Origin of the sequence: Scleromatobacter humisilvae, from assembly GCF_023231945.1 — a bacterium.
Lineage (GTDB): Bacteria > Pseudomonadota > Gammaproteobacteria > Burkholderiales > Burkholderiaceae_C > Scleromatobacter > Scleromatobacter humisilvae.
This window is the reverse complement of sequence record NZ_JAJLJH010000001.1, coordinates 935,442-950,333: the sequence shown is the minus strand read 5'-3', so window position 1 is coordinate 950,333 and position 14,892 is coordinate 935,442. Positions and strand designations below refer to the sequence as shown.

The following is a 14,892-nucleotide window of genomic DNA, read 5'->3' as shown; positions in this document are numbered from 1 at the left end:
CAGGTCCAGCCAGCGGATCAAGCCACGGTCAACCCTGGGCCCATCCCCCATCGACGGGAAGATCGATACCCGTGATGTACGAACTTTCATCGGAGGCTAGGAACACGACTGCCGCAGCGATTTCCTCGGGCATGCCTCGTCGGCCCATCGGGATTTGCGAGGTGAACTGTGCGGCTGCCTGCTCCGCCTGTTCAGGGGTAAGACCCGTCGTCGTCGCCAAGGCCGGGGTGTCGATGGCTCCTGGGCTCAGGCAGTTCACGCGAATCTTGCGGTCCTTCAACTCCAGAGCCCAGCCCCGTGCGAAGTTGCGAACAGCCGCCTTGCTCGCGGCGTACACGGTAAATCCTGGAAGCCCTTTCACGTTGGAGACCGAAGACGTCAGGATGATCGAGCCGCCGTCCTTGAAAAGGGGAAGGGCCTTCTGCACCGTGAAGAACATCCCCTTCACGTTCACGTCGAAGGTCTGGTCGAAATGGGCCTCGGTTGCTGCGGCGAGTGGCGCGATCGTCCCTGCGCCCGCGTTTGCGAAGAGAACATCCACGTGGCCGTGCTTCTCTTTCACGACGGCATAAAGCCGGTCGAGATCGTCCAGTCGCGACACGTCGCCGACGACCGTCGTCACGTTCTTCCCGATGACGGCGGCAGCCTCCTTCAGCTCATTCTCACGGCGCCCCGTGATGACGACGTGCGCGCCTTCGTCGACGATGCGCTTGGCAGTGGCCAGGCCAATCCCGCTGCTTCCGCCCGTGACGACCGCAATCTTGCCTTCCAGGCTTTTCATGATCTTTCATCCTTTCGAAAGGAAACGGGTACGGCGGCTGTCGGAGCTGAAGTCAAGCAACAGGACGACGCTCGCGGCTCCCGCGAATTGCAAATCGGGTGGCTGTCAGAAAAAGAATGCTAGGAGCGCACCGGCCTCTTGAGAAGACGGCATATCGAGATGCAATCCATCTCCCTCGTAGATGGATACCATCGAATTCGCCCTGGAAAGCGTCGACCTCGGGCTGGCATGGCGGCGCGCACTTGGGGGCGGCCTGGAGTCGGCGTCTGGCCGGCCCGCTCCTCGACAGCTAACCGCCAAAGCCGAGGCTTCGTCATGATGTGAGATCCAACGTGAATGGCCATTCCTGGTAGTTGCAATGTCGCGTTAGGCCTCGGTCTTCGAATATCCGGAGCGACCGACGGAGGTAACCATGCCTTGCCCGACTACTCACTCCGGAAAACGATGTTGCGCCCCACATTGCAAGCGGCGGTATCGCGAAATCAACATTTGTTTCACCAATTGTCGCGTTGGGGGCCGCAGTCTTCGGCTAACGGCTGAGCTACATCTCCGGGCTTGTCATCCGACCACATCTGCGTTTCGACGGCGATGCGGATCGAGAAGAATCAGCCCCTTTCCGAGAGCGCTTGATGCCGACGCGCGGCACCGCGAGAATGGCTCATGACGCCTGTAGATGAAACGGCCTCTGCGGCAGGCCGGCCGCTGTTCATGCATACCGTCGGCGAGCCGACGTCGCCAGGCGCGGTTGTCGCGCGATGGCGGCATGATGGCGCCGAGCTCGACATCAGTCCTTCGGACGTCGTGCGGGTGACGATAAGTTTGCAAGATGGCGTGCCGGTACGGCAGGGACTGGGCAACTCAGGGCAGCGCGAGTACGTGGCGGCGCTCGGCGGTATCACGGTGACGCCCGCGCAAACGCGAGTTCGGCTGTCCATTGACGGGCCCTCAGACGTCTTGCAGCTTTTTCTCCGGGTCAGCTTTCTCGAGTCGGTCGTCGACGGACCGTTTGATTGCTTTGGCCTGGTCAACTCACGAGACAGCGAACTGCGGGCGGCCGCGGTACAGCTGATGGTTGCCGCTACACGCGGGGACCGGGACGACCCCATGCTGCTTGAGTCAGCCGCTCGTCGAATTGGAACTCGGCTCCAGAATCGCGGTGACAGACGCTCGCGCGAACCCGCTCGCGGGGGACTTGCGCGTGCGGCCCGTCAGCGAGTCGACGACCTGATCATTGCGTCTTTGGAAGATGCCGCGTCACCATCGCCGACTCTCGATCAACTTGCGAGCGCTGCAAGCTTGAGCGTCAATCATTTCATCCGGGCTTTTCGCCAGCAAAGTGGCATGACACCGCATCAGTACGTCGTGCTGCGCAGGCTCGAACGCGGAATGGCGATGCTGAAGAAGCCTGGCTTGTCGGTGGCTGACGTTGCTGAGAGCTTGGGCTTTGCCACGCCCGCCCACTTTGTCGCAACGTTCCGGCGGCTGATGGGCGTGACGCCAGGCGTCTTCCGAGCCGCTGTCTTGAGTTAGATTTTCTCGCGGGCTCCAAGTGACTTGCGGCGCGGCGTCAGTGGACCGACGTGATGGCCCGGCCGCGGCCATGCCGCCTGTGCCGACGATGCCGTCGTGCCCATCCATGCCATGACCTGTCGTCCTGTCGAGGAGTGCGGCATTCCCTCGGCAATCGGCGCTGTATGATACGGATCAGCGATCCATATGATGCCTGAGACTCGTTTGGCTCGTTGATTTGGATTGGTGATTCATGTTCTAAGTCCCACCCATGCGATCTGACGCTCAAAAGAATTACAGCCACCTGCTTGAAGTCGCGCGAGACATCGTCAGCGAGCACGGCGCAGAGGCCTCCATGCGCGACATCGCCCGCAGGGCGGATGTCGGGCTCGCCACGTTGCTTCGCCACTTCCCGACGCGGGAGGCCCTCTTTGAGGCATTGCTGCGCACGAGCCTGGATGCGTTGACCAGGAGGGCAGGCGAACTCGAAACGTCGACTGCGCCAGGCAAAGCGCTCTTGTCCTGGCTCAGTGAATGGATGGCATTCGCGCAAGGCCATCGGGACGCCGTCGCCCTGATGGCGGCTGCCCACACGAATCCGGAGTCCGCGCTCTATGCTTCATGTGCGGCGGTGCACGCAGCGAGCGCACGCCTGTTGCTGCGTGCTCAGACCGAAGGTACGGCGCGCGTCGACATGACTGGCGACGACCTGTTCGGCTTGATGGCTGCCCTCGGCTGGCTCGTCGACTTGCCCTCATTCGCGCCAAGGTCGGATCATCTCGTTCGCATAGTTGCGAGCGGAATCCTGACGAAGCTCCCAAGCGAAGTGGCGCGGAAAAAGGCGCGTTAAATCAGAACAAAGAGGAAGCCGGCTGTCAATGAGCTGCCTCGAAGTCAGCAGTGAAGAAGCCTGCGATGAAGAGTGCGGCGCCCGTCCGCGCCGCCGGCGCGTCTGCGGCCGCCGACGGCACAGCGTCTTCTACAACCTAGCCTCCCTGAAAATCGACCGCGAGCTGGATCGATGGGGAGCAGGCACGTTCCCTGGCCTTTCACCGCAGTGGATTTACCCGCGAACCTCACTCGTTCATCCCAGCGAGTAGCGCTAGGGTCCCAGCGCGTTCTCCGAGTGTGCGAACGTCGCGAAGAGGTTCGTGACCTTGCCGCGGCGCTTCGCGATGTCGTCGAAGATCGCCTGGTTGGGCGCGCTGACTTCGTCGCGCGTCGGGACGTTGAAGGGGGTCATGATGTGCTTCGTTGAATGGTGGCCAAGAGTGGGTGGCTGGTTTGGGCGAATGCGCGGGCTGGCTCAGAACTTCTCCGCCCAGGGGCGCAGGTCGGTCTCGAACGTCCAGGCGCTGCGCGGCTGCTGGTGGATGGCCCAGTAGGTCTGCGCAATCGCGTCGGGCGCCAGGAGGGAGTCCTCGCCGCGTTCCGCGATCAGGTGCTGGTAGCGCGCGGATTCGATCTGGCCGTCGATGACGACGAAGGCCACGTGGATGCCTTGAGGGCCGAGCTCGCGTGCCATGCTCTGGGCGAGCGCGCGCAGGCCGAACTTCGGCACCGCCAGGTTGGCGAAGCCTGCGCTGCCGCGAAGCGCCGCGGTGGCGCCGGAGAAGATGATGGTGCCGCGGCCGCGCTTGACCATCCGCCTGGCGGCGGCCTGGGCCACGAGGAAGCCACCGAAGCAGCCGATCTTCCAGCAGCGCTCGAAGTCGGCCGGGTCGATGGCCGATGTACCCGCACGATGGCTACGAGGCGATACGCCGGGCCCTGGAAGCGAAGGCCTGGATGGACCCATAGGCTGCCGTTCGCCTTCGCGCTGCCAACACGCCCATGCCCAGGAGCATCGCGAACGCCGACGCAGGCTCGGGAACGGCGCTCGTGGTGAGGGAGATGTTGGCCGAGCCGGCTGCCAGAAGCGCCACGACGGCGCCTGCGATGCCGGATTGGCGTCACACGAGCGCGTGACGTTCTGTGGGGTGTTTGGCATGGCAGGGAGAGACAAACTGGATACGGCTCGTCTAGGGCCCTGGTTTATGTAGCCAGCGCTGGTCCTGCCGCACTTTACGTTTCAGGAGGTCGAAGGGTGTGGCCCCTCAAAGCACTGGGAGCGGTCGAAGCTCCGCCAGCTCCGGCAGCTCCGGCTGGCCCGGGATGCTGCGTCTGAACCCCGGGGGCCGCAGCGCTGTGCCCCGCTAGACGTGCGTCCCTTGAGGGGCGATTGGCCCCAAGGCTAGCTGCGGAGACTGATGAGCCGGGCTAGCAGCCTGTCGCACGGCCGGAAGCTGGTCCACCGACTGGGCCTGCTAGCTGGGCTGCCAGATGCCGTCAGCTGGCGCTTCACCGCCGCCTTCTTGGAGCCGCGCCGAAGTGAAAAGCGGGTGCCCATCGAATGCACTGCGGCCCCTTTTATCGCAATGCGAATGGTTGTTACAGAAAACTTACAAGTTTCGCCGCGAAAAACGCGAGGTGTTCCTAACTTCCTCTCAAGCGGAAAACCGAGGTCATCGAGAGCACTCCTCATAAGTGTTTCACTTTCTCGATGGCCCTCGTTTCACTTTCTTGGCGAGGTCCGTTTCACCTTCACTTTCCGCTCCGCACACCAGCCGCAATCGCAAGCCCCTCACTCCACCGTCACGCTCTTCGCCAGATTGCGCGGCTTATCCACATCCGTGCCCCGCGCGCAAGCGGTGTGATAGGCCAGCAGCTGCAGCGTCACCACGTGCAGGATCGGCGATAGCACGCCGTAGTGTTCGGGCATGCGGATCACGTGCAGGCCGGTGTCGCTCTCGATGCGGGAGTCGGCGTCGGCGAAGACGAAGAGTTCGCCACCGCGGGCGCGGACTTCCTGCATGTTGCTCTTGAGCTTCTCGAGCAGGGCATCGTTGGGGGCGACGGTGACGACGGGCATTGCCGACGTCACCAGGGCCAGCGGGCCGTGCTTGAGTTCGCCGGCCGGATAGGCCTCGGCGTGGATGTAGCTGATCTCCTTGAGCTTGAGCGCGCCTTCGAGGGCGATCGGGTAGTGCAGGCCGCGGCCGAGGAAGAGGGCATTCTCCTTGGCGGCAAACTCCTCGCTCCAAGCCATGATCTGCGGCTCGAGTGCGAGCACGGCCTGCACGCCGGCAGGCAGGTGGCGCAGGGCCTTGAGGTGGTCGGCCTCGACGTCGTCGGGCAGGTGGCCGCGCACCTGCGCGAGCGCGAGCGTGAGCACGAACAGGCCGACGAGCTGCGTCGTGAACGCCTTGGTCGAGGCGACACCGATCTCGGCGCCGGCGCGCGTGATGAAGTTGAACCTGCACTCCCGCACCATCGCGCTGGTCTGCACGTTGCAGATGGTCAGCGTGTTGGTCATGCCGAGCGAGCGCGCGTGCTTGAGCGCGGAGATGGTGTCGGCCGTCTCGCCGCTCTGGCTGATGGTGACGACCAGCGTGCGCGGGTTGGGCACGCTGTCGCGGTAGCGATACTCGCTGGCGACTTCGATGCTGGTGGGGATCTTCGCGATGCTCTCGAGCCAGTAGCGCGCGACGCTGCCGGCGTAGTAGCTGGTGCCGCAGGCCAGGATCAGCACCTGGTCGACGTCCTTGAACGCGCTGTACGCACCGTCGCCGAACAGCTCGGGGCTGATGCCGTTGATACCGTCCAGGGTATCGCCGATCGCGCGCGGCTGCTCGAAGATCTCCTTCTGCATGTAGTGGCGGTACGGGCCCAGTTCGGCCGCGCCGGTGTGGGCGTGCACGGTGCGCACTTCGCGCAGCACGGTCTTGAGCGTGCCGTCCGCGTGCAGGCCGTTGATCCAGTGCTTGCCGAGCTGCACGTCGACGACGTCGCCTTCTTCCAGGTAGACGATCTGGTCGGTGACGCCGGCCAGCGCCATCGCATCGGAGGCGAGGAAGTTCTCGCCCTCGCCGATGCCCAGCACCAGCGGCGAGCCGGCGCGCGCGCCGATCACGCGGTGTGGTTCGTCGCGGCAGAAGACGGCGATCGCGTAGGCGCCCTTGAGGCGGGCGACGGCGCGCTGCACCGCGTCGAACAGGTCGCCGTCGTACAGGTGGTTGACCAGGTGGGCGATGACCTCGGTGTCGGTCTGGCTCTCGAAGCGGAAGCCCTTGGCCTTGAGTTCGTCGCGCAGCTCGTCGTGGTTCTCGATGATGCCGTTGTGCACGAGCGCGATGCGCGCACCGCGTTCGGCGGCCTGCGGGCTGGCGGCGGCCTCGGGGCCCAGCGTGCCCGAGAAATGCGGGTGCGCGTTGTGCACCGCCGGCGCGCCGTGCGTGGCCCAGCGGGTGTGGGCGATGCCGGTGCCCGACTGCACGTGGTCGGCGTTGACCTGCTCCTGGAGCTCCGCCACGCGCGCGGTGCTGCGCGTGCGGCGCAGCACGCCGTCCTGGTGCACGGCGACGCCGCAGGAATCGTAGCCGCGGTATTCAAGCCGCTTCAGGCCCTCGACGAGGATGGGAACGATGTTGCGGGTACTGACGCCGGCGACGATGCCACACATGGGAGGACTCCTGGAACGGGTTGCGGTTGCGCGATGGGTGAATTCTGGATGGCTCGGTGAGATTGATGCTTGCAAATAGGTCGACAAGTTGAATGAAAAATGCACCGATATGATGAATAGATTGAAAAGTGCATAATTCGTCAATGGATGAAATAAAAAATCTCCCCAAGATGGGGGAAGACGTCCCCGATGACATCGACCGCCGTCTGCTCGACCTGCTGCAAGTCGACGCCAGCCGCACCAACCAGGCGCTGGCCGAGGCCGCGGGCGTGTCGCCGGCCACGGCGCTGCGCCGGGTTCGCCGCCTGACCGAGACGGGCGTCATCGAGCGCCAGGTGGCCGTGCTCGCGCCGCGCCTGTTCGACGAGGGCCTGACTGCCATCGCCGAGGTGTCGCTCGACCGCCAGGGCGCCGAGCTGCTCGACGCGTTCGAGGCGCGTGCGACGGCCGAGGAGGGCGTCCAGCAGTGCTACCGCGTCTCGCCCGGCCCGGACTTCGTGCTCGTGGCCTGGGTGCCCGACATGAACGCCTGGAGCGCGCTGGTGCAGCGCCTGTTCACGCAGGACGCCAACGTGCGCAACGTGAAGACGTATTTCAGCGTCAGGCGTGCGAAGTTCGAGCCGCGCATCCCGCTGGCGCCGCGCTCAAGCTGAAGGCGGCGGGCGCCGATATCCCCGGCAGGGCACGCCCGCCCGACACCTCGCATGCGCCTCCTTCCGACCCTCCTGCTGCTGCTTGCCAGCGCCGCCGCGCGCGGGGCCGACGCGCCGGCGCTGCCGCCGTGCGAGCCGGCCGTGCGCTTCGTCGCCGACTGGTTCGCCGACCCGCCCCAGGAGTTCGACAAGAGCTCGGGCTTCCTCGCCAAGCAGGGCGCGTCGGCCGCGGAAGGCGCGACGGCGCTGGGGCTGGTCACCGTCGAGAACGCGATCTCGGTGGTGCCCGAGAAGAGCTGCCGCGGTCTGCGCGTGTCGCTGCGCTTCGTGCATCCGGTGCTGCGCGTGATCCGCGAGCTGCCGCCCGGCAGCTGCGCCCACGCGCACGTGCTGCGCCACGAGTACACGCACGTGCACATCTACCGCGAGATGGCGCGCCAGTTCCGCGAGCTGGTCTATCCGTTCCCCGACTCGGCCACGCCCGACGACGTGCTGCACTACGCGAAGCAGCAGCTTGCGAAGCTGCAGGAGGCGCAGCGGCTGTTCGACAGCCCCGAGGAGTACGCCGGCAACCTCACGGCCTGCAAAGGCGAGATCCCGAGGCTGCTGGCGGCGGCGAAGAAGGCGGGCTGAGACAGCTCAGTCGAAGATCAGCTGCAGCGTGTTGGCCACGTCGCGCATCGGGATGAAGAACGACAGGCCGGACGCCTGCGTGATCTTGAGCACCGCCATGCCGACGACCGTGGAGGTGCCGTCCAGCAGCGGGCCGCCGCTGTTGCCCGGGTTGATGGCCACGTCGCTCTGCAGGTACTCGAGCCCGTTGACCTCGCGGTTGCCGCTGAGGACGCCGCGCGTGAAGGTGCCCGCGAGCTCCTGGCCCAGCGGCGAGCCGATCGCGAACACGTCGCTGCCGACGGCCGGGTCGCCCATGCTCACGTGCAGCACGGGAACGCCGGCCGGCTCGGTCTTGATCAGCGCGACGTCGCGCCGCGCGTCGTCGCGCACGACCTCGCCGACGATGATGCGGCCGCCGGACAGCTTCACCTTGACGTAGTGCGCGTTGCCCACCACGTGGTGATTGGTGAGCAGGTAGCCGTCGGCGACGTAGAAGGCCGAGCCGCTGACGTTGTCGCGCAGCACGGTCGCCACCGCGTTGCGCAGCGCCGGCGCGTTGGCCTGCGTGCCGCCCGCCATGGCGGCGGCGGACTTCAGGTGCAGCGGCGCGAGCGCCGGGGCGGCCACGGTCGCGCCGACGGTGGCGACGGCCGGGCCGTCCGCCGCCTTCAGTGCGACGAAGCCCGGATCCTTCATCATCTCGCGCAGCGCCTTCAGGTAGGCGCGCGCCTCGAATTCGCCGCCGGTGACCGCCTCGAAGCTGTCGATGTGGGCGCTGCCCGACGTGACCTGCGAGTACACCACCTTCTGCAGCCGGGGCGAGAACACCTCCCACTTGACGGTGATGGCGAAGTCGCCCTTGCGTTCGGTGGACGTGTGGCACTCCTGCAGGCTCATGGTCTCCAGCACGCCGCCGATGCGGTAGTCCGGGTCGCTCTTGGCGGGGGCGGTGTCGAACGACGAGATCTCCGGGGCGGCGCTTCGAAGCCCGAGCTCGCGTATCGCCGCCTTGAACGCGGCATTGGCCTCGTTGTTGGCGATGTCCTCGATCTTGGCGTTGGCACGCAGGTCGGTGCGGCCGGTGCAGAACATCCCGGTCTCGACCCAGCCGAACTTCTCGCCGATCGCGATGCGCGAGCGGATGCGCGCGAACTCGAACTTGGGCGGCGCGGCGCCGGCCGGGGAAGACGGGGCGTTGGCTTCGGGAAACGCCGTGTCGTTGGATTGGGCGGTGGCAGTCGCGCAGATGCCGCAAGCGGCGGCCACTGCCGCAAGGATGCGAATCGAGATCAAGTCGTTGTCCTTCAACCCCTCCCTGGGGCCATCGGATTACAGCAGATCGCGCGCGCCGCGCCGGGCCCCGGACGGCCGCGGCGTGAGGAAGTTCGCGCCACTTCAGCCTGCCGACAGCCTCGTCAGTCCACGGACTTCAGGATCGCCAGGCCCTTGAGGTATTCGCCCTCGGGAAAGAACAGCGTCGTCGGATGGTCGGGCGCGCCCTCGAGGCGTTCCAGGAGCGCGCCGTCGACCTCGGCGTCCATCGCGGCGCCCGCCACGATCTTGTGGAACAGGTCGGCGCTGATGCCGCCCGAGCACGAGAACGTCAGCAGCAGGCCGCCCGGCTTGAGCAGCTTGAGCGCGAGGCGGTTGATGTCCTTGTAGGCACGTGAGGCCTTGTCGGCGTGCGCCGCCGTGGGCGCGAATTTCGGCGGGTCGAGCACGATGGCGTCGAAGCGCTCGTCCGTCTTGAGCAGGTCGCGCAGCAGCGTGTTGACGTCGGCGTCGCGCGTCTCGTGGCGCCTCGGATCGAAGCCGTTCAGCCGGACGTGCGCCGTCGCGCGCGCGAGCGCGGGCGCGGACGAGTCGACGCTGACCACTCGTGTCGCGCCGCCCGCCAGCGCCGCCACCGAGAACCCGCCCGTGTAGCTGAAGCAGTTCAGCACCGACTTGCAGCCGTACTGCTCCACGAGCTGCGCGAAGCGCGCGCGGTTCTCGCGCTGGTCGAGGTAGTAGCCGGTCTTGTGGCCCTCGGCGACGTCGACGGTGAGCTTCCAGCCGCTCTCGTGGATCGTCACGATCGAGGCCGCGGGATCCTCCGAGCCGCCGCGCAGCCAGGCGCGCACCGACGGCAGGCCTTCGAGCGAGCGCACGCTGGCGTCGCTGCGCTCGTACAGGCGGGTGCAGCCGGTCAGCTTCAGCAGCAGGTCGGCGATCGTGGCCTTCCAGCGCTCGACGCCCGATGCGAGGAACTGCACCGAGAGGATGTCGCCGTAGCGGTCGACCACCAGCCCGGGCAGGCCGTCGGCCTCGCCGTGCACCAGGCGCACGCCGTCGCTGGCCACGGCCAGGCGCTCGCGCAGGGCCAGCGCGGTGGCGAGCTTGCGCTCGAAGAACGCGGCGTCGATGCGCTCGGAGGCCTGCCAGCTCCACGCGCGCACGCGGATCTGCGACTCCGGGCTGTAGGCGCCCCACGCGAGGAAGCTGCCGTCGTGGCTTTCCACCCGCACCGTCTCGCCCGAATCGGCCTTGCCCTTTTCGACGCTGCCCTGGAACACCCACGGGTGCCTCCGCAACAACGAGCGTTCCTTGCCTTCGCGCAGCTTGATGACTTTCATGCGGCCCATTGTCCCGCACCGGCGCGCACCGAGGGCGTGCGGCCCCGCACTCGGATGACGCAAGGACGCCCCATTGATAGGCGAATGACAGGCGAGCCGAGGGGGGCAAAACGTAAAATTGTGTCAATAAAGAAATAGTGAATCCAGGGAGAAAATCTTGACCGCCGCACCGCTCACCATCGTCCACGCCGTCTTCTCGTCGCGCCTCGCCGGCGGCGAGCGTCATTGCGTCGACCTGGCCCAGGCCCAGGCCGCGATGGGCCATCGCGTCCACATCGTCGGGCCGGCGCGCTCCGCGGTGCGGCATGCGGTCGGACCGAACGTCCAGTACCACGGCATCGCCCTGCCGCTGGCTCGCGGCATGCGCTTCAGGCGCATCGTCGAGAAGCTGGGCGCGGCGATCTGCCATGGCCACCTCGGGCCGGCGTGCAAGGCCGTGGCGCAGGTCATGTCGGCGACGCGCATCGGCACGCTGCACGTCGGGTACAAGGCCCATCACCACGCGACGATGGACGGGCTGATCTGCGTCAACTCGGCGCAGCGCGCCCGTCTCGGCGACTATGGCGGCGAGGCCAAGGTCATCTTCAACTGGGCGCCCCAGCGCGACGAGTCCGACGCGGGCGACCTGCGCGCCGAACTGGGCCTGCGGCACGACCAGATGCTGGTCGGCTCGCTGGGCCGGCTGAACCAGGCCAAGGGGATGGACTTCCTCATCGCTGCGTTCCGCGCGAAGGCGCCGGCCGATGCCGTGCTGGCGATCCTCGGCGAGGGCGAGGAGATGGGCGCGTTGCAGCGCCTGGCGGACGGCGATCCGCGCGTGCGCCTGCTGGGCTTCCGCAGCGACGTCAACGCTGCGCTGGGCGCGATGGACCTGTTCGTCTCGGCGTCGCGCGAGGAGGCCTTCCCGCTCGCGATCCTCGAGGCAATGCGCGCCGGGGTGCCGGTGATCTCCAGCGCGACTCAGGGTCCGCTTGAAATGCTGGCCGGCCAGCCCGCGCAGATCGTGCCGATCGGCGACGTGCCGGCGCTGGGCGAGGCCATCGCCGCCACGCTGGAGCGCATCGGCGCGTTGCCGCGCGCGCAGCGCCGGCCGGTCGCGTACGATGTCAGCGCCTACGACCGCACGACGGCCGTCGCCCGCACCATCGCCTTCTATCGACAAGTCACCGCCCAGCGCAGGACGCACGCCGTCCCCGAGCCGAGGCGCGCGGCGTCCGGCATCGGCCATGCTTGAGCGGCCGCGCACGGATTTCTGGCGCGTCGGCATCGTCCCGGCACCGATCGCGGAACTGGACGCCGCACGGCTCGCGAGCCTGCGCGATCGCATCGTCTGGCTGCCCGAGGCCGGCCCGTGGCGCTACTACGCCGACCCGTTCGGTCTCGTGCGCGGACAGGTGCTGCACGTGTTCGTCGAAGCGTTCGACTATCGCCGCAAGCACGCCGTCATCGAGCGCCACGACTTCGACCTGCCGACGCTGCGCTGGCGCGACGCGCGGGTCGTGCTGGCGCGGCCGTTCCACCTGTCCTACCCGAACGTGTTCGAGCACGCGGGGCAGACGTGGATGCTGCCGGAGAGCGCCAAGGCCAACGAGATCGCGCTGTATCGCGCGACCGACGCCAGCCTCGACAACTGGCAGCGCGAGCAGGCGCTGCTCGCCGGCGTGCCGGGCGCCGACGCCTCGGTGATCGAGCACGGCGGGCGCTGGTGGATGTTCTACGCGATCGTCGGTCCGGGCGGGCGCGACCAGCGCGAGCTGCACGTGGCCCACGCGCCGGCGCTGGCCGGTCCGTGGCAGCCGCTGCAAGGCAATCCGGTGCGTGTCGACCGATCGGGCGCGCGTCCCGCGGGCCAGCCCTTTCACGACGACCAGGGCCGCGTCGTGCTGCCGGTGCAGGACAGCAGCGCCGGCTACGGCAGCGCGCTGCGCCTGCTGCGCTTCGACGTGCTGGAGCCCGCGCAGGTGCGCTGCGAGCCGACATCGACACGCCTGACCGGCGACCTCGCGCTGGCCGACCATGCCGAGGGCCTGCACACGCTGTCGGCCTGCGGGCCGTTCACGCTGATCGACGTCAAGCGCATCGACCGCTCGCGCGCCAAGCAGTGGCTCGACCTGAAGCGGCGCGCGCGCCGGCTCGTCGGACTGGCCAGCTGAACGCGCTCAGCGCGCCAGCCGCCACAGCGTCCAGCGCCACTGCGCCCAGCGGCCGACCATGCCGCGCGCGAGGTAGGCGCGCGCCAGCGCGTCCGCGTCCAGCGGCGACGACTCGCGCCAGCGCTCGACGTAGCCGCGCAGGCGCTCGCGCTCGCCGACGCGCGACGGCAGGCGGCGGTGGCGCCGGATCGCGCGCAGCAGCGTGCGCGCGCAGAAGTGCGAGACCTCGAACAGCATGCCGGTGTCCTGCGGCACGGGCGACTCGCGCAGGTCGCGCGCAAAGCCGGCGAGAGCGAACGTCCAGTCGTCGAGCTTGCGCTCGTCGAGCGACGCGAGCACGCTGCCGGCGCGCTGGCGGTACGAGATCCAGACCCGCGGCACGTGCAGGTGCGTGCGCGCGGCGAGCGCGACGCGCGGGAACACGGCGAGGTCCTCGAACACGCGGCCGGCCGGGAAGCGCAGCGTCGCCGGCCAGGTCTCGCGGCGCACGATCTTCGACCACGGATGCAGCTGGCCGGTGCGGAACAGGCCCGCCACCAGCGCCGCGCGGTCGGACGACAGCGTGTCGGACGGCCCTTCGAACGTGCGCACGTGCGGGCGCCGCACCGACGCCGGCGCGACGGCCGCGCCCGGCGCCTCGGGCGCATCGTCGAAGGTGCGGAAGTCGCACATCACGAGGTCGGGCGCGCTGGTCTCGACGATCGTTCGCAACGACGCCAGCGCGCCGGGCGCCACGACGTCGTCCGGATCGACGAACCAGAGCCACTCGCCGCGGGCCTCGTCCAGCAGCGTGTTGCGCGCGGCCGCGACGCCCTGGTTGCGCGCGTGCCGCACGACGCGCATCACGTCCGGCCGGCGCGCGCGCCAGGACTCGATGCGCGCCGCGTCGTCGGCGCTGGACGCGTCGTCGACGATCACCAGCTCGACGCCCGCGACGTCCTGGTCCAGGATGGACGCGAGGCAGGTGTCCAGCGCCGCGCCCACGTCGAACACCGGCAGCAGGATGCTGATCCAGGGCGACTCGCTCATCCCGCCATCTCCAGCAGCCGGGCGAGCAGGCTGCGGCGCCACAGCCAGCCGCGCGCGAGACCCTTCTCGACGACCGCGCGGTCGCCGCTGCGCAGCTTGATCAGCGCCGGGACGCGGCGCGGGGCCGGCGTCAGCGCGAGCCGCGCGTAGAGATGGCGCTTGCGCCAGCGCAGCGGCGCGTGCAGCGCGAAGGCGACGTCCTCGGCGCGCTGCAGCGTCAGCCGATAGGCGTCGGGCGCGCGTTGCAGCACCGCGGACGCGGCCAGGTGCATGATCAGGTAGGCGCGCATGTCCTCGGGGATGCCTTGCGCGACGGCGTCGAGCAGGCCGTCGCTTCGCAACGCGTCGAGATAGCCGGCCTCGCCAAGGGCCAGTGCACGATCGAGCTCGGCCGCCCAGGCCACGATGAAGGGATCGCGCGGCGGCGCGGCGATGAACCAGTTCTCGACGATCGGCCAGCGCGGATCCGTCGTGTAGCGCTCGATGAAGAAGCCGACAACGCCGGCGGCGGGCTGCTGGCGGGCCTCGTGCACCCAGTCCAGGCTGGCGCTCAGCAGCGTCGAGCCATCCATCCAGACGCCGCCGTGGGCGATCAGCAGTTGCAGCCGCAGCCAGTCGGCCTGTCGATAGGGCGGCAGGGCGTCGAGGGCGGCGGCGTCGAGGGCCGAGTCCAGCCAGCGCGCGGCGGTCGATCGGTCGACGAGACGGATCTCGTGGTCCGGCGCGAGCCGTTGCCAGAGCCGCAGGCAGCGCGCGACGAGATCGGGCGCGGGCAGTTCGGCCCAGTACGTCCAGACGATGCGCGGGATCGGCTCGTTCGACGTCGCAGGCGGCCCGAGCCGCATCGTCGACACGCGTGCCGGCGCGCCGACCCGCAGGATGCCGAACGCTTCGACGAACAGACCGAGCAGGAGCAACGCCGCGAGGGCGAGCGCGAAGAGCAACATCTTGGAGACGGGGAGTCGAAGGCGAATCCAGCGCCAGGATGAAGCGAGCGCGCGGAGCTGGCCGCGAATTGTAGTGACTCGGGGCGGCC

The 14,892-nt window shown here is 68.1% G+C and carries 15 protein-coding genes; 6 read left to right on the top strand and 9 right to left on the bottom strand.

Annotated elements, in window-relative coordinates; translation table 11 throughout:
- Positions 1-28: 28 nt before the first annotated feature.
- Positions 29-781: an SDR family NAD(P)-dependent oxidoreductase gene (locus tag LPC04_RS04525; RefSeq protein WP_275680993.1), complete on the bottom strand. Its 753-nt coding sequence runs from the start codon at positions 779-781 to the stop codon at positions 29-31.
- Between the two features lie 660 nt (positions 782-1,441).
- On the opposite strand from LPC04_RS04525, the gene LPC04_RS04520 reads away from it, so the two are divergent.
- Both LPC04_RS04520 and LPC04_RS04515 read left to right on the top strand, forming a co-directional pair.
- On the top strand, positions 1,442-2,311 hold the full coding sequence (locus LPC04_RS04520; protein WP_275680992.1) for a helix-turn-helix transcriptional regulator: 870 nt from the start codon (positions 1,442-1,444) through the stop codon (positions 2,309-2,311).
- 250 nt (positions 2,312-2,561) lie between these two features.
- Entirely contained in the window at positions 2,562-3,140 is a 579-nt protein-coding gene (locus LPC04_RS04515; RefSeq protein ID WP_275680991.1) for a TetR/AcrR family transcriptional regulator, read from the top strand.
- Between the two features lie 252 nt (positions 3,141-3,392).
- On the opposite strand, the gene LPC04_RS04510 is transcribed toward LPC04_RS04515, so the two are convergent.
- The 4 genes from LPC04_RS04510 to glmS form a co-directional block, all read right to left on the bottom strand.
- Entirely contained in the window at positions 3,393-3,533 is a 141-nt protein-coding gene (locus LPC04_RS04510) for a hypothetical protein (protein ID WP_275680990.1), read from the bottom strand.
- Positions 3,534-3,596: 63 nt separating this feature from the next.
- The gene (locus LPC04_RS04505) at positions 3,597-4,088 is read right to left on the bottom strand and encodes an SDR family NAD(P)-dependent oxidoreductase (protein WP_275680989.1); all 492 of its coding nucleotides are present in this window, start codon (positions 4,086-4,088) and stop codon (positions 3,597-3,599) included.
- Positions 4,039-4,215 carry a PEP-CTERM sorting domain-containing protein gene (locus tag LPC04_RS29060; protein ID WP_420854696.1) on the bottom strand — a complete coding sequence of 59 codons (177 nt, stop codon included), beginning with the start codon at positions 4,213-4,215 and terminating at the stop codon, positions 4,039-4,041. The genes LPC04_RS04505 and LPC04_RS29060 overlap by 50 nt, the downstream gene beginning before the upstream one ends.
- 698 nt (positions 4,216-4,913) lie before the next feature.
- Entirely contained in the window at positions 4,914-6,791 is a 1,878-nt protein-coding gene (gene glmS, locus LPC04_RS04500; RefSeq protein WP_275680988.1) for a glutamine--fructose-6-phosphate transaminase (isomerizing), read from the bottom strand.
- A gap of 170 nt (positions 6,792-6,961) precedes the next feature.
- Between glmS and LPC04_RS04495 the strand changes: the two genes are divergently transcribed.
- The gene (locus LPC04_RS04495) at positions 6,962-7,444 is read left to right on the top strand and encodes an Lrp/AsnC family transcriptional regulator (protein ID WP_275680987.1); all 483 of its coding nucleotides are present in this window, start codon (positions 6,962-6,964) and stop codon (positions 7,442-7,444) included.
- A 51-nt stretch (positions 7,445-7,495) separates the two neighbouring features.
- Entirely contained in the window at positions 7,496-8,077 is a 582-nt protein-coding gene (locus LPC04_RS04490; RefSeq protein WP_275680986.1) for a hypothetical protein, read from the top strand.
- Positions 8,078-8,083: 6 nt separating this feature from the next.
- On the opposite strand, the gene LPC04_RS04485 is transcribed toward LPC04_RS04490, so the two are convergent.
- Both LPC04_RS04485 and LPC04_RS04480 read right to left on the bottom strand, forming a co-directional pair.
- On the bottom strand, positions 8,084-9,352 hold the full coding sequence (locus LPC04_RS04485) for a S1C family serine protease (RefSeq protein WP_275680985.1): 1,269 nt from the start codon (positions 9,350-9,352) through the stop codon (positions 8,084-8,086).
- A gap of 122 nt (positions 9,353-9,474) precedes the next feature.
- Positions 9,475-10,674, bottom strand: a complete 1,200-nt coding sequence (locus tag LPC04_RS04480; RefSeq protein ID WP_275680984.1) for a class I SAM-dependent rRNA methyltransferase — start codon at positions 10,672-10,674, stop codon at positions 9,475-9,477.
- A gap of 157 nt (positions 10,675-10,831) precedes the next feature.
- Here LPC04_RS04480 and LPC04_RS04475 point away from each other — a divergent pair, with 157 nt between their 5' ends.
- Together LPC04_RS04475 and LPC04_RS04470 are read left to right on the top strand one after the other, a co-directional pair.
- On the top strand, positions 10,832-11,908 hold the full coding sequence (locus LPC04_RS04475) for a glycosyltransferase (RefSeq protein ID WP_275680983.1): 1,077 nt from the start codon (positions 10,832-10,834) through the stop codon (positions 11,906-11,908).
- On the top strand, positions 11,901-12,827 hold the full coding sequence (locus LPC04_RS04470) for a glucosamine inositolphosphorylceramide transferase family protein (protein ID WP_275680982.1): 927 nt from the start codon (positions 11,901-11,903) through the stop codon (positions 12,825-12,827). The genes LPC04_RS04475 and LPC04_RS04470 overlap by 8 nt, the downstream gene beginning before the upstream one ends.
- 6 nt (positions 12,828-12,833) lie before the next feature.
- Here the strand turns inward: LPC04_RS04470 and LPC04_RS04465 are convergent, their stop codons facing one another.
- Both LPC04_RS04465 and LPC04_RS04460 read right to left on the bottom strand, forming a co-directional pair.
- Positions 12,834-13,856, bottom strand: coding sequence for a glycosyltransferase family 2 protein (locus LPC04_RS04465; RefSeq protein WP_275680981.1), 1,023 nt, complete (start codon positions 13,854-13,856; stop codon positions 12,834-12,836).
- Entirely contained in the window at positions 13,853-14,803 is a 951-nt protein-coding gene (locus LPC04_RS04460) for a glycosyltransferase family 32 protein (RefSeq protein WP_275680980.1), read from the bottom strand. The genes LPC04_RS04465 and LPC04_RS04460 overlap by 4 nt, the downstream gene beginning before the upstream one ends.
- Between the last annotated feature and the right edge of the window lie 89 nt (positions 14,804-14,892).